Source organism: Stackebrandtia soli (assembly GCF_965137155.1).
Lineage (GTDB): Bacteria > Actinomycetota > Actinomycetes > Mycobacteriales > Micromonosporaceae > Stackebrandtia > Stackebrandtia soli.
This window is the reverse complement of record NZ_CBCRZX010000031.1, coordinates 1-21,343: the sequence shown is the minus strand read 5'-3', so window position 1 is coordinate 21,343 and position 21,343 is coordinate 1. Positions and strand designations below refer to the sequence as shown.

Sequence of the window (21,343 nt, the reverse complement as noted above, 5' to 3'; positions counted from 1 at the left end):
ACCGGGAACCGTGATGGCCGCGCACACTCTAGATTCAGGGGGCAGCACGACGGGGAGGTGTGGCGATGGGCAGGCACAGCGAGAGTCACGGCGCGGCGGGCGAGCCAACGGAGCCCGGCGGATCCGGCGAGCGTCCCACGTCCTCCCACGCCGAGGGGGCGCCTCAGGAATCCACGCCGAACGAGCATAGTGGACACTCTGCGTCCGGCGGTTCCAGCCGGTCCGACGGTCACACCGACTCGACCACAAACGGCGGCCACGCCGGCCACCCCGGATCAGGCGGCCACACCGAGCACGCCGGTCGCGGCGGTCATTCCGGGCACGGCGGCCACTCCGGACACGACAAGCACGCCGGGCACGACCCGGAGGTGTTCCGTCGCAAGTTCTGGCTCAGCCTCGCCCTGACGATTCCCATCATCGTCACGAGCGCCATGGTCATGGACTGGTTCGGGTACGAACTGGACTTCACCGGCATCACCCTCGTCGGCCCGGTCCTCGGCACGATCGTGTTCTTCTACGGCGGCTGGCCGTTCATCGCAGGAGCCCGAGCCGAACTCGCCGATCGCGCGCCCGGCATGATGCTCCTCATCGCCATGGCGATCACCGTCGCCTACGTCGCGTCGATCGCGACCAGCGTCGGAGCGTTCGACCTCGACTTCTGGTGGGAGCTCGCCGCGCTGGTCACGATCATGTTGCTCGGGCATTGGCAGGAGATGAAGGCGATCGGGCAGGCCCAGGGAGCGCTCGCGGCGCTCGCGGCCCTGCTCCCCGACGACGCCGACCGCGTGATCGACGGGGGAATCGAGACCGTGCCGGTCGACGCGCTCGTCGTCGGAGACGTGGTCCTCGTCCGGCCAGGAGGACGCGTCCCCGCGGATGGCACCATCGTGGACGGGCGGGCGGAACTGGACGAGTCGATGATCACCGGCGAATCACGGCCCGTCGCCCGCCGCACCGGCGACCGGGTCGTCGCCGGAACCGTCGCCACCGACACCGCGATCCGTGTCCGCGTCGACGCGATCGGCGCCGACACCGCCCTCGCCGGGATCCAACGGCTCGTCGAACAGGCCCAAGCCTCCCGGGGACGCGCCCAGGTCCTCGCCGACCGCTTCGCGGCGCTCCTGTTCTACATCGCGACCGCCGCCGCGCTCGTCACCTTCGCCGTCTGGACGCTCCTCGGGGACGTCGACGAGGCCGTCGTCCGCACCGTTACCGTCCTCGTCATCGCCTGCCCGCACGCGCTCGGTCTCGCCATACCCCTCGTCATCGCCCTGTCGACCGCGCTCGCCGCGAAAGCCGGAATCCTCATCAAGGACCGGCTCGCCCTCGAACGCATGCGCGTCGTCGACACCGTCCTCTTCGACAAGACCGGGACCTTGACGAAAGGCGAACACGTCGTCACCGGCGTCGCGGGCACCCCCGACGCCGACGAACGCCGAGTCGCCGCGCTCGCGGCGGCCGTCGAGGCCGACAGCGAACACCCGCTCGCCCGCGCGATCGTCGCCGCGGGCGGACCCGGCGCGCCCACCGCGACCGACTTCACATCGATACCGGGACGGGGCGTCACCGCCACCGTCGACGGCGCCCGTTACGGTGTCGGCGGCCCCGCCCTCCTCCGGCACCTCGACGCGACCGTCCCCGACGACCTCGCCGACCACACCCGCGACTGGTCGGCCCGTGGCGCCGCCATCCTGCACCTCGTCCGCATCGAACCCGCCCCCGCCGTCCTCGGGGCGCTCTCCCTCGAAGACCAGGTGCGGCCCGAAGCCCGGCGCGCGGTCGCCTCGCTGCGCGACCAGGGCGTCGCCACGATCGTCATGATCACCGGCGACGCCCGACCCGTCGCCGAGGCCGTCTCCGCCGAACTCGGCTTCGGCGATCGCGACGAGGTGTACGCGGAAGTCCTGCCCACCGACAAGGACCAAGCCGTCGTCGAACTGCGCGAACGGGGCCGCACCGTCGCGATGGTCGGCGACGGCGTGAACGACGCTCCCGCGCTCGCCCGTGCCGACGTCGGCATCGCCATCGGCGCGGGGACCGACGTCGCCATCGAATCCGCCGGAGTCGTACTCGCGTCGTCCGATCCGCGCGGCGTCACGGCCGTCATTCGCCTGTCGCACGCGTCCTATCGCAAGATGCGCCAGAACCTCGCGTGGGCCGCCGGATACAACATCGTCGCGATTCCCGCCGCCTCCGGAGCGTTCGCGTGGGCGGGCATCACCCTCAGCCCCGCGCTCGGCGCGATTCTCATGTCCGTCTCCACGATCGTCGTCGCGCTCAACGCGCAACTCCTGAGGTTCGTCCGACTGCAACCCGATCGGCAGTGATCGCGCGTCGAGAGGCCCGTGGGGCGCCCTCACCGATGCCCGGTGTTACGGTCCGATGGTCCTAGCATCGAGCGCGGCGCGAGACCGCGCGATGAACAACAACAAGGAGTATCGACAGTGGCGCTTGAACGTCCCACCATCACGCCCGAAGGCAACCCGCCCGCCGACCTGGTGATCGAGGACATCGTCACCGGTGACGGCGCCGAGGCGACGCCCGGTAAAACGGTGGAGGTGCACTACGTCGGCGTGTCGCACTCCACCGGCACCGAGTTCGACGCCAGCTGGAACGGTGGCAGGACGTTCTCCTTCCCGCTCGGCGGCGGCCGCGTCATCGCGGGCTGGGACAAGGGCGTCGCCGGGATGAAGGTCGGCGGACGCCGCAAACTCACCATCCCGCCGCACCTGGGTTACGGCAACCAGTCGCCGACCCCCGCGATCAAGGCCGGCGAGACGCTGATCTTCGTCGTCGACCTCGTGTCGGTCTCCTAGGAGGCTTTTCGTCACCTCAGGTCGTGAGCCGCGGGTCGGGCCGTCATTCGGCGAGGCGGAGAAGCTCCCGCATACCGGTGTCGGCCATGCCTTCTGGCGTGCTGGAGCACGGTGAGGGCTTCGCCAACGCGGCCGGTGGCCGTCGAACCGTGTCAGCGGTTCGACCATGAACACCGCGACGCCGCCGGAGCCGATCTGCCGGTAATGAGACAGCCTCAGAGACCACCGGCGGCCGCCTGGCGCGTCACGGACCGCCACCGCCGCCCACCACGGCGACAATGCACCAACAGGCGCCCCGGCATCACCGCCNGGNCGCCACTCACGGAGGGGGAAGACGTGAACTGGGACAGCGACGCCATCATCCGCAAGGCCGCCGAATGGGTGTGGATACCCAACGGCAGCGAGACCATCGTCGGCGCGGGCGTGACCATGCTGCATGACTTCCGCGGACTGTCCATACTGACCGCCGAACCGGACGGCGAGGCGGACGGCTGGGTCGGTCGCGTCATCGGGCTCGCCGCGACGGTCGGCGCGGACACCCTCACCTGGCCCGTGCACCCCCTGACGCGCCCCGCCGACCTCGACCGGCACCTGCGGGCGCACGGCGCGACCGTCGCCGAGGAACTCGACATCAGCGCCTTCCCCCTCGACGAGGGTCTCCCGGACCTCGATCCGCCGATGGACGTAGACGTCTCACGCATCGACAGCGCCGACGGTCTCACCGCCGCGTGGCAGGTCGACGCCGAGGTCTTCGGGGGCGCCACGCCCGACCCGGGCGCGAAGGTCGCCGACATCGAGGACCTCCAGCGTCAGGTCGCGGCCGGGCCCGAGCGGACCGTCCTCCGCTACCTCGCCCACATCGACGGCGAACTCGCCGCCACCGCCGGATCTACGATGGACGGCGGCGCGGTGAAACTGTGGGGTGGCGCCGTCCTGCCACGATTCCGGGGCCGGGGCGCCTACCGGGCGCTCGTCGCCGCGCGCGTCGCCGAAGGCATCGGGCTCGGCGCCGGGCTCGCGCTCGTCAAGGCCAGGACCGGCACGTCCGGTCCGATCCTGCGCCGCGCGGGCTTCACGGCGTACGGCACCGAGACGGTCTACCGCATAGATCTGCGCACCGAATCCGGCGACCCGGTGCCCGCCTGACCCGCGGCGCCCCCACGCCGGGCGTGACACGAAAGACCGGTCGCGGACGTCGTGGTCGAATCGACAGTCGCGAGTCTGGTGCACGTCCTCACCGCGCGTGTAATCTTGGCCGCGTGTTGCGGATTGATCATGTGTTGGTGGCGGCGATGGTCGCCCATGCCCGCGCGGATCATCCCGACGAGGCGTGCGGCGTCATCGCCGGTCCCGAAGCGACCGCCGAACCGACGCGGCACATTCCGATGCTCAACGCCGAACGCAGCCCGACGTTCTACCGGTTCGATTCCGGCGAACACCTGCGCGTCTGGAACGAGATGGACGACCGGGACGAGATCCCCGTCGTGATCTACCACTCGCACACCGCGACGGAGGCCTATCCGTCGCGCACCGACGTCAACTACGCCGGTGAACCAGACGCCCACTATGTCCTGATCTCGACGCGCGACGACAACGTCGCCGAGGTCCGGTCGTTCCGCATTGTGGACGGTGAGATCAGCGAAGAGGCGATCGAACCGCTCGGCGAGCCCGTTCCCACCGGCTCGGACGTCGTGCAGTCGTACAAGTTCGGCAACAGCCCGGACGTGCTCGTCTACGACTGTTAGTCGTCGGCGCCATCGCGCCCTCTCGGTCCCCTATGGTCCGTTCGCTCAAATCATCGAAGGATTTCCCATGTCTGTAGAAGTGCGTATCCCCACCATCCTGCGTCAGCACACCGGCGGCGCGAAGGTCGTCAGCGCCGACGGCACCGACCTCGACCAGCTGTTCACCAACCTGGACGCCGCCCACACCGGGCTGCGCGGACGCATCATCACCGACGACGGCGCGCTGCACCGCTTCGTCAACGTCTACGTCAACGACGAGGACGTCCGCTTCACCGGCGGACTGAAGACGGCGCTGTCCGACGGCGACTCGGTGACGATCCTGCCCGCCGTGGCCGGGGGCTGACCCCGCCCTCGACCGCGAAAGGTGCGGACCGATGGCACGTTACGACAGCATCGCCGACACCGTGGGCGGCACACCCCTGGTGGGCCTCCCACACCTGGCGCCCGGACCGGACGTCCGGCTGTGGGCGAAACTCGAGGACCGGAACCCGTCCGGCAGCGTCAAGGACCGCGCCGTCTCGTTCATGATCGCCGACGCGATGCGAGACGGACGACTCTCGGCAGGCACGACCGTCATCGAGGCGACCAGCGGCAACACCGGTATCGCCCTCGCGATGGCGGCGCGCCAGCACGGCTTCCGGCTCGTCTGCGTCATGCCCGAGAACACCTCCGCGGAGCGCCGCCAACTGTTGGGGGCGCTCGGGGTCGCCGTCGAACTGTCGCCCGCGGCCGGCGGATCCAACGCGGCCGTCGCCAAGGCGCGGCGGCTCGCTGCGGCGAACCCCGAGTGGATCGCGCTCGACCAATACGCGAACGCCGCCAACGCTCGCGCCCACTACGAGACGACGGGCCCCGAGATCCTGGCGGACCTGCCCGAGGTGTCGCACTTCGTCGCGGGCCTCGGCACGACCGGAACGCTCATGGGAACGGGCCGGTACCTGCGCGAGCGGAAGCCGGACATCGAGATCGTCGCCGCCGAACCGCGATACGGCGAACTCGTGTACGGCCTCCGCAACCTCGACGAGGGCTTCGTTCCCGAGCTGTACGACGAGTCCGTCCTGACCCGCCGATTCTCGGTGGGTACGAGTGACGCGTTGCGTCGGACGAGACAACTCCTCCTCGCGGAGGGACTGTTCGTCGGCCTGTCGACCGGCGCGGCGGCGCACGCGGCCCTGTCGATCGCCGAACAGGCCCACCGGGCCGGCGGCACCGCCGACATCGTCCTGCTCGTCGCCGACGCCGGGTGGAAGTACCTGTCGACCGGCGCCTACACCGACGACATCGACGAGATCACCGAAACCCTCGACGGCCAGATCTGGGCGTGACGCGCCGATCGCGGGCCACGACGGGCGAATCACTCCCCGTCGTGGCTCCGCGCCACCGATCCGTCCCCCTGTTTCGGGCATCCGCCATACCGTCGGGATGTTGGTAGAGTCGGTCAACGTGGGTAACGCGCAGACATCGCAGCAGTCGTATCCGGCACCGCCTCCGACCGGCGGCGTCACCGCCGTCGTTCCGCCACAAGCGGTCCCGACGGACCCGGTTGTCCACGGTGGTCCACCACAGGGCCACGGCCCCCTGCTGGCCGCGACCTCCGGCGCCGTCGCCGGGTTGAGACCCGTCCAGGATCTGCGGATGCGCCGCCTCATGGGGGTCAGCGCGTGGGCGTTGGCGCTCGCGTCGTGCGGCCTTCTCCTCGGCACGATCGCGCTCCTGCGGATGATGGCCGAAGTCCCGGCGTGGTTCCAGCCCGCGTTCATCGGCACCGGCATCTTCGGTCTGGTGCTGGCGATCGCGGCGTTCCTGACCGTCCAGTTTCAGCGGGTTCCGTTCCTCCTGCTCGGCGCGAGCACGGTGACACTCGTCATCGGGATAATCCTGCTCGGTCAGCTGTAACGGAACGGCCCGGTCGCGNGGCGACCGAGCGCCGCTTCACCGAGTTGCCAAAGGATCCCGCCTACCACCCGGCACAAGGGACTCTTCGGGGCGCTCGCCTGCGCCGATACCCGAGACGGACCGTGTCGACGGGCGTTCCCGCTCCAAATCTTGACATGCATATCCGTCAATGTGCTCAAGGGCACTGTCGCATTCCCGACAAATTGGCGCTGTTCCCGCTGGCAAACCCGTCGCCGCCGCGTAATCTGACCTGTCATGACGGAAGCCCCCATTGGCGTATTCGATTCGGGAGTCGGCGGCTTGACGGTGGCTCGGGCCATCGCCGATCTACTCCCCAACGAGGAACTGCTGTACCTCGCCGACAACGCCAATGTGCCATACGGTCCCAAGCCGATCGCCCAGGTTCGTCGCCACACCATTGAGGCGTGCGACTACCTGGTGAGCCAGGGCATCAAGGTCCTGGTCATCGCGTGCAACACCGGGAGCGCCGCGAGTCTCGCCGACGTCCGTGAACGGGTGTCCATCCCCATCGTCGAGGTGATCCGTCCCGCGGTCCGCCGCGCGGTCTCCGTCACCCGAAACGGAAGGGTGGGCGTGATCGGCACCACTGCGACCATCACCAGTGGCGCCTATGCTGATGCCTTCCATGCCGCACTGTCGGTGACCGCGTTCAGCGTCGCTTGCCCGGCGTTCGCTGAATTCGCCGAGCGCGGAGTGACAACAGGACGACAGCTGTTGAGTCTGGCTCAGGACTACCTTGAGCCGTTGCAGCGTAGCCAGGTGGACACTCTGGTGCTGGGTTGTACGCATTACCCGCTGCTTGCCGGGCTCATCGGTCTGGTGATGGGAGACGAAGTGACCCTGGTGTCGAGTGCCGAGGAAACCGCGCGAGACGTGTACCGGTTGCTGTCCGAGCGCGGTCTGCTGCGCGATGTCGGTGCCGTGCCCGTGTCTCCCCGTTTCCTCGTCACCGGTGACGCCGAGGTCTTCGCCCGGCAAGCCGCCCGTTTTCTCGGCCCGCAACCGACCCGGCTGCGGGCCGACTCCGTCTCGGTGACGGGACGGCCAGGATTGGTGGAGGTGGCCACACCATGACGATGACATTGACCGTCGTCGGATGTTCGGGGAGTTTTCCCGGCCCCGACTCACCCTGCTCCGCGTATCTGATCCGGGCGGACGGATTCACGCTGCTGCTCGACTTCGGCTCCGGCTCGCTCGGGGCGCTGCAGAAGTACGTCGATCCGTACGGCATCGACGCGATCGTCCTCACTCACATGCACGCGGACCACTTCATGGACGCGTGCCCGTATGTCGTCATGAGACGGTACTCGCCGGACGCGCCCTATCCACCGGTTCCGCTGTACGGCCCGGCCGGAGTGGAGGAGCGGGTCAGCGCGGCGTACGGAGGCCTGGGCGAGCACGGCTGCTCCAGACTGTCCGATGTGTATGATTTCCGGACGTTGACGCCCGGAAGCTTCGAGCTGGGGCCGTTGACGATGACCGTCGATCACGTGGCGCATCCCGTGGAGACCTTCGGGGTCCGGCTCGAACACGGCGGCCGGTCCCTGGTGTACTCCTCCGACACCGGGCCGTGCGAAGCCGTGGAACGGCTGGCCGACCACTGCGACGTGTTCCTCTGTGAGGCCTCCTACTTGGAGGACCGTGAGAACCCGTCGGGAGTGCACCTCACGGGCCGTCAGGCGGGGGAGGCCGCGACCAAGGCCGGCGCTCGACGACTGCTCCTGACCCACCTGGTCCGCGCGTGGGGGAGCGAGCCGCAGACCCTCGCCGAGGCGACGGCCGCCTACACGGGCCGGATCGACGTCGTTCACTCCGGAGACGTCTTCGAGATCTGATCCGCCGTGGCGACCGGCGCCCTCGGTGGATCAGAGCAGCTCGGCGATCTTTCGGAAAGCCTTGCCCCGGTGGCTGATCGCGTCCTTCTCGGCGGCGCTCATCTGGGCGGTCGTCACGTCGAAACCGTCCGGTCGGAAGATGGGGTCGTACCCGAAACCGCCGTCGCCGTGCGGTTCGCGCAGGATCGTCCCGCGCACCTCACCGTGGACGATCTGCTCCGTCCCGTTCGGCAGGACGAGGGCGGCCGCGCACACGAACGCCGCCGCGCGATCCTCGTCCGGCACGTCGCCGAGTTGCCCGAGGAGCAGGTTCAGGTTCGCGGTGTCGTCGCCGTGGCGGCCCGACCAGCGCGCGGAGAACACGCCGGGCATGCCGTTCAGCGCCTGGACGGCGAGACCGGAGTCGTCGGCGACGCAGGCGAGCCCGGTGTGCCGGGCGCCGTCGTGGGCCTTGGCGAGGGCGTTGCCGGCGAAGGTCAGGGCCGTCTCGGGGGCTTCGGGGTACGGCGGCACGTCATCGAGACCAACGAGCTCCACGGTGGAGTGTTCGGCGAGGATGCGGCGGAGCTCGGTGAGCTTCTTCGCGTTGCGGGTCGCGAGCAGCAGCTTCATGGAAGTCCCTTACTTCGTCAGGAGCGCGCGGACCTGAAGGCCCGTGAGTTCCTTGCAGCCCTTGGCGGCCAGGTCCAGCATCGCGTCGAGGGTGGCGCGGTCGAAGACGGTCTGCTCGCCGGTGCCCTGTACTTCGACGAAATCACCGTCGCCGGTGCACACGACGTTCATGTCGACGTCTGCCTTCGAGTCCTCCTCGTAGCAGAGGTCGAGCAGCGGCTGGCCCTTGACGACGCCGACGCTGACGGCCGAGACCGACCGCGTGAGGATCTTGTCGGGCTTGCGGGCGAGCTTCTTGTCGGTCAACCACGTCACGGCGTCCTGCAGCGCGATGTAGCCGCCGGTGATGGCGGCGGTGCGGGTGCCGCCGTCGGCTTGCAGGACGTCGCAGTCGATCGTGATGGTGTTCTCGCCGAGGGCCTTGAAGTCGACGCAGCTGCGCAGAGCGCGCCCGATCAGCCGCGAGATCTCGTGGGTCCGGCCGCCGATCTTGCCGCGGACGGCCTCACGGTCGCCTCGCGTGTTGGTCGCGCGCGGAAGCATCGAGTACTCGGCCGTCACCCAGCCTTCGCCGGAGCCGCGCCGCCACCGGGGGACTCCCGTGACCACGGAGGCGGTGCACATGACCCGCGTGTTGCCGTATTCGACGAGCACGGAACCCTCCGGGTGCATCGTCCAGTTGCGACGGAAGGTGACGGGGCGGAGCGCATCGGCTGCGCGGTTATCGGATCGGCTCACACGGGCCAGGTTATACGGAGGGGGCGACACGGCCGAAACGCGCCGTGCACCGGGGCGGGCGTCTCGCACGTTCGGGTGAGTTTCTGCGCCGAACCTGAAGTTCGGTGTGCGCGCGCCTTCAGACTCACCGACGACATCGATCCTTATCGTGTTGACGGCTTCCGGTGCGCCTTAGGAGGATGGGCGTGGCCAGGTGGGTGGCTTGTCCCCCGGATTGGGGCGGGGCGTGCGAGGGTGTCGGACGGAGTTGTCCCGGTCGGTGCCCCCGGTCGTGGTACGCGCCCACCGAGTCGCGTCGACGGCCAGAACCCGGCGTCGGGCGGGTGGAGGAACGACGACGCTCGCGCGGACGAGAGGCCGAGACTCGCACCGATCGTGGGGGCACGGCGGATCGCTCTCATGCCACCGCGGTCCGACGACGATGCCGTCACGGCCCGTCGTCCTCGACCATCGATGACGGCCGACCCGGCCAGGCACGGGCGGGTCGGTTACCGGTGCGGAGGTGCGGAGGGAACCCGGGGCGCTCGACCCCGCACCGGCGATCCCGCTCAGTCGTGCCAGGGCTCCGGCGGCGGCCGACGTCAGTGCGCGCAGTCACTCCACATGCGACGCCGACCGTGCCGCGTTCACTCTCTCAGGCGTCCGCCTTCCACGTCAGGTAGCCCTCGTCGAAACGGAGGTCCTGGAGGTCGTCGAAGTCCGGGTGGTGAGTGAGGATCTGATCGACGATCAGGTAGGCCTCGTGGGTGCGTCCCAACTCCAGGAGAACGCGAACCTTCGTGTCATAGATGAAGCCGTGTTCGCTCATGTCGGCGAGGGCGAGACCCCGTTCGAGTGCCTTCAGCGACTCCTCATGACGGCCGTCCTTCATCGCGTACCAACCGATCGCGTTCGCGGCGTGCCGGGTGACCTCTTCGGCGAAGGCGCCCTCATCGGTGAAGTGGAGGATCAGGCCGGGCTGGGGGACGAGCTCGAGCGCGGCCTTGGCGTGCTCGACGCAGCGCGCCTCGACGGCCGCGAGTTTCTCGCCCGTGCAGTACTCGGCGAGCCGCCCGAGGGCGTTGATGAGACCGTACCGCGCGTACAACTCGTCGTATTCGGAGTAGGAGGCCGTGTCCGTGCACAGGGCCAACGCCTGTTCGAGGAGGTCGACGGCGCGGTCGTCGTTGCGGACGAGGTGCTCGGCGCCGTCCTTGACGAGGCGGTGCACCTCCTGCCAGTTCTCATCGTCCTGGTCGAAGCGAGTGGTGACGTGTCGGAGGTTCAGTCGAACCCCGGACAGTTCTGCCCCCAGCCGTTCCACCGTCGGTCGGTCCAGTTCGGTGTATTCGAGGTTGACGTACTCCAGGCCGGGCAGCCGATACAGCGATTCGGGGAGGTCGCGCAGTTCGTTGAACGACAGGTCGAGTCGGCGCAGCCGTGTGAGGGCGTCGAAGACCTCGTCGGGGAGTTTCGTCAACGCGGGCCGGGCTTCGACGTGCTTGCGCCGCTTCTCCTGGTAGACCGTCTCTCGGCCGAACCTGTCGACGCCGAGTTCCTCCAGCCGCGACATTTCCCACAATGGAGCGAGAAGGTCGAAGGAGGGGTACCTGTCTCCGGAGGGGCATCGGCCGTCGACGAATAGGCGGGTGAGCTTCGGCAGGCTGGTCAGTGGCGTCAGGTCGGACAGGTACGGCAGCGCTCCGTCGAGCCGCAGCTCCTCCAACTCGGCGAGGTTCTCCAATGTGTCCGGCAGCGTCGTGAACTTCGTGGACGACAGGTCGAGAGTGATGAGGCCGGTCAACCGGGTGATCACGTCCGGGAACGGCATCGGCCCCGCCTTGCTGAGCCACGAATGCAGACTCAGGTGCGCGAGCCTGCTGAGCCGGCTCAGGCCGTCCGGTAGCGGGCAGGGGAGCAGCCTCGCGGTGAGGTTCGTCAGGTTCGTGAGGTTGCCGAGCGCGTCGGGCAGGCTCGTCAAGTCCGCGTTGTAGCTGAGATCGAGGCTCTTCAACGCCGCCAGTCGACCGATGTGGTCGGGCAGCGCGGTGAGGGAGTTGCCCGCCAGGTTCAGTTCCTCGAGGTCGGTCAGATTGGTGATGATCGCGGGTATCGCTTCGATGCGGTTGTCGGCGAGGTTCAGTCGTTTCAGGCGCGGGAGTAGGAACACCTGTTCCGGGATCGCCTTAAGTCTCCGGTCGGACAGGTCGAGTTCGACGGCGTTGTCGGGGTCCGCGAGGAGCGCGTCGAGCAGCTCCGTCGTCATCGCCGCGAGGGTCTTCACTCCGTTCCGAAGGAACGGACGGCCCTCTCTGATCGCGTCGGCGACGTCGTGGCATTGGAGCGAGCCGTCGTCGAGGAACTCGGGTCGGACGAGTCGCCCCAGCTCGTCATCGCCGAAGTCGACCTCGCAGTCGATGCGGTGTTCGTCGGCGATGACGAGCGCGTCCGGTTCTCTCGCGAACCACATGCAGAAGTAGTACGTGCTCAGCAGCACCTTTGCGGTGGTGTTCCCCTTGACGACCAGGCTCCCGCCGTCCTCGCCGTAGAACGCGAGGATCGTGTCGTCGACGGTGACGTCGCCTTGGATGACGAGGTCGGGGCAGCCCTGGAGGATCACGTTATGGGCGCGCAGGGACCCGGTGACGAAGAGGAGGTTGCCGCCGCTCTGGTCGTGCCATTCGAGGTTGCCGTTGACGGTCAGGTTGCCGTCCACGATGGTGTTGTAGGGCACCCAGTCGACGTTCGGATCCGCCTCGAAGTCACCGTCGACGACGAGATCGCCTTCGTAGAGCCGGATCTCCTGCTCGTTCGCGAATTCCTGGTACGGGTATGTCGCCGTGGCCGACACGGCGTACTTTTCCTCGGCCTCGTCGGCGCTGATGACGCGGTAGTTGAGGAGGGGGTTCTCTGCCACGCGCGCACGGTATCGCCACCGTCTGACATTCCACCCGATGGCGCTCGGGTCTTCGAGTCGAGCGGAATGCGTGTCGCTGTAGGCCTTCCGGGTTGTGACGTGCTATGCGGCCGGTGCGCACGCGCGCCCACGCGAGGGAAACGGGTGGACCGTCCGGTAATGTCGGTTCCGTAAGCTCTTCGGCTGCGCGGGGCCGTAGCCCAATGGCAGAGGCACACGGTTTAGGTCCGTGCCAGTGTGAGTTCGAATCTCACCGGCCCTACTTTGTTGACGCCGCCCGTTCGCGGGCGGCGTCATCCACGTCAGGAGTCGAGGTTCAGGTCGCGGCGGAGCTTCGCGACGTGCCCGGTGGCGCGGACGTTGTACTGCGCGAGCTCGACCACGCCCTTCTCGTCGATGACGAAGGTGGATCGGATGACGCCCTGCACGATCCTCCCGTAGTTCTTCTTCTCCCCGAAGGCGCCGTACTCCATCAGCACCTTCTTGTCTACATCAGACACGAGGGGGAAGGTGAGCTCGTCGCGCTCGACGAACTTCGCGAGCTTCTCGGGCTTGTCCGGTGAGATGCCGACGACCTCGTAACCCGCGGCCTGCAACGACGCGAGGCTGTCCCGGAAGTCGCACGCCTGCTTGGTGCAGCCCGGCGTCATCGCGGCCGGGTACGCGTACAGGATGACCTTCTTCCCACGCAGGCTCGACAGCTTGAGTTCCTTGCCGTCGGCGGTGGGCAGCGTGAAGTCGGGCGCGGTGGTGCCGGGTGCCAATCGTGTCGTCATGGCAGCCGAGCTTAAAGCGCGTCCGGTGGACCGGCAACTCGGCCACGGCGGTGTCGGGAGTCCATCGACGGCGCTCGTCCGCACGCTCCGGCTGGCGTGAACGTGCCCGCCCCTGGTGTGGGGCGGGCACGAGGTGGATCCGGTTACGGCGTCGTCAAGCCGAAGCTGTAGGAGCCGGAGCCGCTGTACGAGGAGACGACCCAGACGTAGGAGCCCGCGGTGCCGTTGTACGTCACGGACTCGTTGGAACTGGACGTCTCGCCTTGGGCGACGGTCTGCCACGAGCTGCCGTTCCACTTCTGGAGGTACAGGTCGTAGTCGGTGCCGGACGGTCCGGCGAGGCAGCCGACGTGAGTGCCCGCCGCCGCGTCGTAGTAGTTGCCGTTCGGCTGGTAGTCGTAATCGTTCGTGCCGGTCAGCGAACCCGCGAAGTTCTCCTCGGCCGACTCGCAACCGCCCGGGTTCGGGCCTCCTTCGCCGCTGGTCTTCAACGTCAGGCCGGGGTAGGCGGCCATGATGTCGGTCAACGGGAAGAAGTACGTGGTGCCGCCGCTGGTGCAGTTGCCGGAGCCGCCGCTGGTGACGCCCTGGGCGGAGCCGCCGGAGATCCACGAGCCGCCCGAGTCGCCAGGCTCGGCGCACACGTTGGTGCGCGTCATGCCGTAGACCGTGCCCTGCGGGTAGCTGACCGTCTGGTCCTTCGCGCCGATGGTTCCGCAGTGGACGCCCGTGGTCGAGCCGGAACGGCACACGGAGGCGCCGGTCGGCTTCTCCGAGCCGTCGGTGACGGTGAAGTCGGCCTGGCCGTAGCCGTTGACCTTGTTCGTGGAGGTCCAGTTGCTGTTCGACGAGACCCAGGCGTAGTCGTTGCCGGGGAAGCTCGAACCGCGGAACTGGCCCAGCGCGACCTGGTTGTAACCGCTGACAGCGGTACCGGTCGTTCCACAGTGTCCGGCGGTCACGAAGCCGCTGCCGCCGGAGTGGGTGACGGCGAAGCCGACGGAGCAGCGTCCGCCCATGTAGTAGGCGTCGCCGCCGCGGATGTTGTAGAGCGGTTCGGGCTGCTCCGTCGAGTGCCGGACATCGACGATGCTCGCGTCGACTTCCGCGTCGGCGATGAAGTCGGCCGCCGCGTCCTCATCCGAGGCCGCCACGACGACGCGGTTGGTGGTGATGTCGACGAACCAGGAGTGCACGCCGTCGGGCACCGAGTCGCCGATCTTGTCGAGGTCGGCCTTGACGGAGTCCAGCTCGAGCGAGTTGTGGTCGACGATGGTCGGTGTCGCGCCGAGGTCGGTGACGTCGTCGGCGCGGTCCGGGTCGGTGATCGCGACGACGGTCCCGGTCCCCTTCTCGTTGACCCAGGTGCCGGCATAATCGCCGAACAGTTCGATGGCGGCGATCGCCTCGATGTCGGTGGCGACCCTGTCGACGGCGAGCCGGTCGTAGGCGGCGCCCTCGGACAGATCGAGGTCGCGCATCATCGCGGTGAGGACCTCGGCGTCCACAGTGCTGGTGACTTCGGCGCGGGCTTGCTGGAACGAGCGTGGCTCGACGTCGACGCTGGGCTCGGCGTTGGCGGGAGTCGCCGCCCAGATCAGGGCGGTGCTGGATAGCGCGGCCGCGGATGCGACCGCAAGATACTTGCGGTTTCTCACGGGTGGGCCTTTCACGTGAAGCGCCGTCGGCGCGGCGCGGTGGCGTCAGCCTAACGATGATATCTATGTATTGATAGGTCTGGATGAATCAGTGAATGTGTGCTAAAGGCCCTGCGCTGCGTGAGCATCTGTCGCGATCGGTGGTCATCTACTCACTGTCGTCGACTGTCGACGCTATGGGTGGCGATATCGCGAAGTGCGCACAGTGGATGAGGTGGCACGGCCGGGAGAGGCTTCTCGCGCTCGACCCGCTGGTGACGGGGCCGTGGCGATGGATCAGTGGTCGGCGAGGCGATACCGCCGCGGTCCGGCGTCGACGTCCCGGCGAGAGTGCGGGGCTCCAGTTCAGACCGTGGTGGTCCCGGCCGTCGCCCGCGCAACCTTAAGCGACGCGTATGCGATCACCGCATGGAGCCGAGTTGCCGGGCGAGGCGGACGACGTCGCGGCGGCGTTTCTCGAAGGTCGCGCCGACGACGAGGAGAAGGATTCCGGCGACGGCCAACGGAGCCCAGAACGGGACCGACCGCCACAGCAGGATGATCTCCCACAGCGCCAACAGAATGAGGACCGCTCCACTGCTGACGACGGGTGCCTGAAGTCGCCGCCACACGCCGAGCAGGAGTACGACCAGCGTCGCCGCTCCCAGCAGGATCCGCCGGGTCGGATCGTCGGCCTCACCAAGGGCGATCGCGAGTGTCGGTAGGAGTCCGAGCGCGAGCGCGGGGCCGTACGCGACCCAGCTGCGCATCCGCGGGTGGCGACGGAACTCGAGCCATCCGGCGAGAACGGTGAGCAGCGCGAACGGAACGGTGTAGTACTCGACTGTGGATATGCCGGCGTCGTTGACGAGCAGCCAGTACGCGACGAGCGCGCACAAACCTCCGGTCCACGCGTACAGGCGGCCCGGCGCCAGCAGTTTCTCCGCGCCGGAGGCGAAGGCGCGGAGGGCGAACAGCGCCGCGCACGCTCCGACGACGACGAACGCGATCGCCAGGTGCGGTTTGGTCTCGCCCGCCAGGGTGAGCCCGATGACGGCGGCTCCCCAGCCGCCGATCTCGGCGGCCCAACCCGCGCCGGCGAGGAAGCTCGCTCGGGTCGCGGCGACGGCGAGGAGCGCGACCGCGACGGCGAGCACGCCGAACGCGACGGAACGCGCGGGCAGCCCGGCGTGGACGCCCGCCGCAATGGCGAAGCCCGTGAGGCTCGCTGCGGTGAGCAGCCATCCGGCGGCTCGGGCCGAGGTCGCGACGCCGACGAGCGCGGCGACGATCGTCGCGATTCCGGTGGCGCCGAGGACGACCAGCGTCGGGACGGGCGCGGCGAGGGCGCCCGCGAGGCCGGAGCCGCCGACGAGGATCGCGACGGCCACGGGCAGCGCGATCTGGTTGGACGGGAGCCGTACACAGGACACGACGAGGTAGGCGGCGATCCCGAGAGCGGTCGCGGTCATCGGGAGTACCGGCCAGGGAGCGTCGGTGACGAGCGGGATGGTCGGCAGGACGAGCGCGCTCGTCGCGACCGTCACCGGTATCCACCAGCGGCGTCGGGACAGTCCGAGGGCGGCGAGGACGACGGCGACGGCGGCCATCGTCAACGCGCCGACGTCCCACACCGTGCCGAGGAGCGGCACCGGTTCCGGGGTGAGACCGTCGATGGTGGAGTTCGGGGTGCGCGACCAGACGGCGCCGAGCCAGCCGTACGGGAGGGCGATCGCCTGCACCGCGACGGGAAGCGACAGCGTCGCGGTGATGACGATCGGGATCGCGGCGAGCCCGGTGCGGATCGCGGCCTTCGTCCGGTCGGGCAGCATCAACATGGCGGCCCCGACCCCGATGAGGCCGGCGGTCGCGGAGTAGACGCCGGACGCGGCCAAGCCCAGGCCGGTGAGGGCGGCGCCGGTCGCGGTGACGGGGACGACGGCCGTCGCCCACCGCACGTAGTCCGACTGTCGTATATGGAGGATTCCGGCGACGAGCAGACCGACGGCGGCGGCCCCGATCGTGATCGGGGTGGCCAGCGAGCGCGACCATTCGGCGGCGACGCCGACGACGGCGATGGACGTCGGCAGCGCCGTGAGCGCGACGGCGACCCCGAGACCGCCGAAGCGACGATCCCGGTTGCGGGCGAGCAGCGCCAGCACGGTCGAGGCGAGTGTGAGCCCGCCGAGGACCGCGGCGGCTCCGAATCGGTCCGCCACTGTGGATGGTGATTCGCCGAGGGCGGCGAGCACGCCGTAGCCGAAGAGCGCGAGACCGACCCCGAAGCGCGTTCCCGACGTGGTCGGGTTGGGGCCGTAGGCGGTCCACGCCAGTAGCGCGGCGCCGGACAGCGCGGCGATCAGGGGCGCGCTCCACCACAGGTGGGGCAACCACACGGCCGGGACGCTGCCGAGCGCGAGGACGGCGGTCAACGCGGCGGCGTCGAACCGGATTCGCCACGCGGGCAGGATCGTCAGCGCCGCGGCGACGACCAGTAGGACGATCGGTGTTCGCCAGGTCGCCAGGTGCGGCGCCTCCGCCAAGACGGCGACGGTCCACGCCTCGATGGCGGCGATCGCGGCGATGCCCGCGCACACGCCGCCGACCACCAGCGCCGACCACATGAGTCCGTCGCGGAGCACGGTGACGGTCGTGCGTCGCCACTTCAGGTACGCGGCGACGAGCGCGACGAGTCCGGTGTGAATGAGCAGGTGTTCTCCACCGACGGCGATCGCGAGGGCGAAGCCCGTCGCCGTTATCGTCGCGACGCCGGAACCGGCGACGGCGAGGCGGTTGGTCATGGCGCTCGGCGATAGCGCCAGTGCTGCGATGGTGACCGCCGCGAGCAGGAGCGCCGACGGCGGAACGAACTCCGCTCCACTGTCGCCGGCCAGCAGGTTGACGGAGGTGAGGCTGGTGATGAGCGCCGCGATCGCCACCCCTGCGGCGATGACGCGGCGGTTCTTCCAGTCGCCGCCGTCGGTGGCGGCCGCGACGGCGATCCACGCCGCGATGAGCAGTGTCCCGCCCGCGATCGTCAGACACGAGACGGCGGCGATCGTCCCCACCGGCAGGTCGACGGCCCACAGGGCGGCGGGTTGCGCGATCGCCGCGAGTCCGATCGCGGTGGCCGCGAACGGTCCGGTCATCGACGGGTGTGCGCGATGGGCCGCGATCGAGATGCCCCCCGCGACGAGCGCGAGCCCGCCGGTGACGCCGGCGAACACGGTGACTCCACCGCTTGCCAGGAGGATCGCGTACGCCGCGATCAGCGCGGCCGCGCCGGACACCCAGGGCCGTTCGGTCGTCGGGATCGCGTTCGCCAGTGTCGCGATCGCGGTGGCGGCGCCGATGACCGCCAGTGCGACCGAGCCGACCGTCCAGGACAGGCCGGTGACGGCGGGCAGCGCGAGGAGGGCGATCGCGGGCGCGAGGTAACGCGTCGCTCCGACGACTTGGCGGGGAACGTACGCGGACGCGAGGACGCCGAGACCCGCGAGAACGACGAGGTGTTGCCACCAGTCGGATTCCGGGGACGCCGCGGTCCCACCGGACCATGTCGACGGTATGTGGGCGATGGCGAGCCACAGGCAGATGGCGAACGCGCCGATCATCGCGATGCCGACGCCGACCCAGCTCGCGACGGCCGGTCCGATCCGCCACGGGGCCGGGAGACGGTGCGCGACGACCAGTGCGGCGCCAACGGTGACGGCGAACGCGAGGAGTCTGTATCCGAGGGAGCTCGTCGCGGCGGTCGCGGCCAGGGCGAGGACACCGACGGCGAAACCGCCGGTCAACCCCGTCGCGAGCCGCGCCAGCAGGTCGTGTGCCCGGCCGGGGTGCGCGCCGAGCCAGTACGACGCTCCGGCGAGCAGCAGCGCGAGAGCGACGAGCCCCACCACTCCGACCGGCCTCGACGACTGGATCAGGGCGACGATCGCGACGGGTACGGCGAACACGGGGACCGCGAATCCGGCGGTGAGCATTCCCGAGGCGACCCGGTAGCCGAACGCGACGGCGACGACGGCCGTCAGGAGCACGAGGATGGCCGGTTGATCGGAGCCGCCGGATCTTCCGGGCAGCAGGTCCAGGTAGTACAGCGCGATCGCGTCGCAGAACGTCAGCAGCAGCCCGAGCGCCGCGATCGTCTCCGCCGTCGCGGTCAGTTTCCGTCTCATGAGGATGAACGGGGCGGCGAGCGCGACGACGGTGATGACGGTGAGGATGACCGCGCGACCAGCCAAGCCGAACGTCGCCCACGCGACGGCGGTGAAGATGATGGCGGCGGCGGCGGAGAGGATTCCACCGAGGGTCAGCAGGATCGTCTGGATCGACCGGGCCGACTGTTCGGGAGGCGGGGGACCCGGCACGACCGAGGGCTGGTAGACACCGGCCGGTATGTGGCCATAGGGGAGCTTCGGGGGCGCTACCGGCGGGGCGATCGGTGCGGCCGGGACGGGCGGCATCATCGCGGGCATTCCGACGGGGGCCGCGCCGGGTGGGACGGCGGGCGGCGGAACCGGGAGCCCGCTCGGGACGATCGGCGGCGCCACGGGAGCCGTGCGCTGTGCGGCGGCCCGTCCTCGCAGGGCCGCGGCGTGCGCGGCGAGGCGTCGTAGAAGAGAGGTCCGGTTTCGTTCCAGACCGGAGATCTCGGTTCGAAGCACGTCGAGGCGCCGCTTCAACTGGGTCTCTTCGGTTCGGCGTGTCGCCAGGTCGCCGTCGAGCACGGCCAAGTCGACGAGCAGGGGTTCCGTCCCCCGCCCGCACGACGGGCAGTGCTCGGGCGACGAGGGTGCGTCGCAGTGGGGACACGCGTAAACCGGCATGCTCTCACAATGGCCCCGGCACGCAACACTTTCCAGTGTTCGACGCGACCGTTTTGGCCACGACCGCCCGGTCACGGGGGCGGGAACAGGGTGTCTGCCCGTCCGTCGGCATGGAACGGCCGACCGGACGCGATCGGTTGGCCGAACAGGCGCGACCGAGACCACTGCCTTTCGCGCCAAACCGAGGCTTGGTCGTCGCGCGCCCGATCCGTCGTCCTGAGTCTTGGTTAAGGAGTGGCGACCGCCGCATGACTACCAGCGAGTATTCTCGCGGTCGAGGCTCGGCGCGCCGGGCCCGTGGTCCGACCGTCGCGAGAGAAATGGCCCTTCATGTCTGCGAACCCGCAATTCGACGTTTACCGGCTGCCGGAAGAGCACGAGGAGATCAAGGCCGCCACCAGGGAGGTCTGCGACGCGGAGGTCGCCCCCCGTGCCGCCGAGACCGACGCCAACGCTGAGTTCCCGCGCAAGTCCTATGACGCGCTGCGCGCCGCCGACCTGCACGCGCCCCACATCCCCGTCGAATACGGTGGGGCGGGCATCGACGCCCTCGGTACCGCGATCGTCATCGAGGAGGTCGCCCGCGCGTGCGCGTCCTCGTCGCTGATCCCCGCCGTCAACAAGCTCGGGACGATGCCGCTGCTGCTCGCCGGGTCCGACGACCTGAAGCGCCGTTACCTGCCGCAGGTCGCGTCGGGCGAGGCGATGTTCTCGTACTGTCTGTCGGAGCCGGAGGCCGGATCCGATGTCGCCGGCATGACGACGAAGGCCGTCCGCGACGGCGACCACTTCGTCATCAACGGCGCGAAGCGGTGGATCACCAACGCCGGCGAATCCGAGTACTACACGGTGTTCGCGTCGACGACGCCCGGTTCGAAGTCGAAGGGCATCAGCGCGTTCGTCGTCGAGAAGGGCGACGAGGGCGTCAGTTTCGGCGCCCCGGAGCACAAGCTCGGCATCAAGGGCTCGCCGACGCGCGAGGTCTTCTTCGACAACGTCCGCATCCCGGCCGACCGGTTGATCGGCGAAGTCGACGAGGGCTTCAAGATCGCGATGCGCACCCTCGACCACACCCGCGTCACGATTGCCGCCCAGGCGGTCGGCATCGCCCAGGGCGCGCTCGACTACGCGACCGGCTATGTGCAGGAGCGCAAGCAGTTCGGTCAGGCGGTCTCGCAGTTCCAGGGCATTCAGTTCATGCTCGCGGACGCGGCGATGAAACTGACCGCCGCTCGGCAGATGACCTACGTGGCGGCTGGAAAGTCCGAAAGGGAGGATCACGACCTGACCTTCTACGGTGCCGCCGCCAAGTGCTTCGCCTCCGACGCCGCGATGGACATCACGACCGACGCCGTCCAGCTGCTGGGCGGGTACGGATACACCACGGACTACCCGGTCGAGCGCATGATGCGCGACGCGAAGATCACGCAGATCTACGAGGGCACCAACCAGGTGCAGCGCCTCGTGATCGGCCGTCAGGTCCTCAAGGGAATCATGGGCTGACGCTCAGCTCCCCGTTCTTCGGGCCGCCCCGTCGCCGAC

15 protein-coding genes and 1 tRNA gene are annotated in these 21,343 nt (G+C 69.2%); 10 read left to right on the top strand and 6 right to left on the bottom strand.

Annotation, left to right across the window (positions count from 1 at the left end; translation table 11 throughout):
- The first annotated feature begins 65 nt into the window (after positions 1 to 65).
- The 8 genes from ACM9NP_RS16905 to ACM9NP_RS16870 all read left to right on the top strand — a co-directional run bounded on the left by ACM9NP_RS16905 (position 66) and on the right by ACM9NP_RS16870 (position 8,313).
- Positions 66 to 2,327, top strand: a complete 2,262-nt coding sequence (locus tag ACM9NP_RS16905) for a heavy metal translocating P-type ATPase (protein WP_415647681.1) — start codon at positions 66 to 68, stop codon at positions 2,325 to 2,327.
- A gap of 117 nt (positions 2,328 to 2,444) precedes the next feature.
- The gene (locus ACM9NP_RS16900) at positions 2,445 to 2,816 is read left to right on the top strand and encodes an FKBP-type peptidyl-prolyl cis-trans isomerase (protein WP_415647680.1); all 372 of its coding nucleotides are present in this window, start codon (positions 2,445 to 2,447) and stop codon (positions 2,814 to 2,816) included.
- 1,259 nt (positions 2,817 to 4,075) lie between these two features.
- Complete coding sequence (locus tag ACM9NP_RS16895) at positions 4,076 to 4,561, top strand: M67 family metallopeptidase (protein ID WP_415647679.1); 486 nt, start codon at positions 4,076 to 4,078, stop codon at positions 4,559 to 4,561.
- A gap of 67 nt (positions 4,562 to 4,628) precedes the next feature.
- Positions 4,629 to 4,904: a MoaD/ThiS family protein gene (locus ACM9NP_RS16890; protein WP_415647678.1), complete on the top strand. Its 276-nt coding sequence runs from the start codon at positions 4,629 to 4,631 to the stop codon at positions 4,902 to 4,904.
- Between the two features lie 31 nt (positions 4,905 to 4,935).
- Entirely contained in the window at positions 4,936 to 5,886 is a 951-nt protein-coding gene (locus ACM9NP_RS16885; RefSeq protein WP_415647677.1) for a PLP-dependent cysteine synthase family protein, read from the top strand.
- A 118-nt stretch (positions 5,887 to 6,004) separates the two neighbouring features.
- Positions 6,005 to 6,457 (top strand): hypothetical protein, encoded by a 453-nt coding sequence (locus ACM9NP_RS16880; protein WP_415647676.1) that lies wholly within the window; start codon positions 6,005 to 6,007, stop codon positions 6,455 to 6,457.
- Positions 6,458 to 6,712: 255 nt separating this feature from the next.
- Entirely contained in the window at positions 6,713 to 7,552 is an 840-nt protein-coding gene (gene murI / locus ACM9NP_RS16875; RefSeq protein WP_415647675.1) for a glutamate racemase, read from the top strand.
- A 2-nt stretch (positions 7,553 to 7,554) separates the two neighbouring features.
- Positions 7,555 to 8,313, top strand: coding sequence for an MBL fold metallo-hydrolase (locus ACM9NP_RS16870; protein ID WP_415647706.1), 759 nt, complete (start codon positions 7,555 to 7,557; stop codon positions 8,311 to 8,313).
- A gap of 30 nt (positions 8,314 to 8,343) precedes the next feature.
- On the opposite strand, the gene rdgB is transcribed toward ACM9NP_RS16870, so the two are convergent.
- The 3 genes from rdgB to ACM9NP_RS16855 form a co-directional block, all read right to left on the bottom strand.
- The gene (gene rdgB / locus ACM9NP_RS16865; protein WP_415647674.1) at positions 8,344 to 8,925 is read right to left on the bottom strand and encodes an RdgB/HAM1 family non-canonical purine NTP pyrophosphatase; all 582 of its coding nucleotides are present in this window, start codon (positions 8,923 to 8,925) and stop codon (positions 8,344 to 8,346) included.
- A 9-nt stretch (positions 8,926 to 8,934) separates the two neighbouring features.
- A complete protein-coding gene (gene rph, locus ACM9NP_RS16860; protein WP_415647673.1) occupies positions 8,935 to 9,663 on the bottom strand; it encodes a ribonuclease PH in 729 nt (242 codons plus the stop codon).
- A gap of 634 nt (positions 9,664 to 10,297) precedes the next feature.
- Complete coding sequence (locus ACM9NP_RS16855) at positions 10,298 to 12,559, bottom strand: leucine-rich repeat domain-containing protein (protein ID WP_415647672.1); 2,262 nt, start codon at positions 12,557 to 12,559, stop codon at positions 10,298 to 10,300.
- A gap of 189 nt (positions 12,560 to 12,748) precedes the next feature.
- On the opposite strand from ACM9NP_RS16855, the gene ACM9NP_RS16850 reads away from it, so the two are divergent.
- A tRNA-Leu gene (locus tag ACM9NP_RS16850) sits at positions 12,749 to 12,821 on the top strand.
- Between the two features lie 40 nt (positions 12,822 to 12,861).
- Here ACM9NP_RS16850 and bcp read toward each other — a convergent pair.
- The 3 genes from bcp to ACM9NP_RS16835 all read right to left on the bottom strand — a co-directional run bounded on the left by bcp (position 12,862) and on the right by ACM9NP_RS16835 (position 19,801).
- Complete coding sequence (gene bcp / locus ACM9NP_RS16845; RefSeq protein ID WP_415647671.1) at positions 12,862 to 13,335, bottom strand: thioredoxin-dependent thiol peroxidase; 474 nt, start codon at positions 13,333 to 13,335, stop codon at positions 12,862 to 12,864.
- Positions 13,336 to 13,478: 143 nt separating this feature from the next.
- The gene (locus ACM9NP_RS16840) at positions 13,479 to 14,993 is read right to left on the bottom strand and encodes a S1 family peptidase (RefSeq protein WP_415647670.1); all 1,515 of its coding nucleotides are present in this window, start codon (positions 14,991 to 14,993) and stop codon (positions 13,479 to 13,481) included.
- Positions 14,994 to 15,394: 401 nt separating this feature from the next.
- Entirely contained in the window at positions 15,395 to 19,801 is a 4,407-nt protein-coding gene (locus ACM9NP_RS16835) for an SCO7613 C-terminal domain-containing membrane protein (protein ID WP_415647669.1), read from the bottom strand.
- Between the two features lie 330 nt (positions 19,802 to 20,131).
- Between ACM9NP_RS16835 and ACM9NP_RS16830 the strand changes: the two genes are divergently transcribed.
- On the top strand, positions 20,132 to 21,304 hold the full coding sequence (locus ACM9NP_RS16830; RefSeq protein WP_415647668.1) for an acyl-CoA dehydrogenase family protein: 1,173 nt from the start codon (positions 20,132 to 20,134) through the stop codon (positions 21,302 to 21,304).
- Positions 21,305 to 21,343 lie beyond the last annotated feature (39 nt).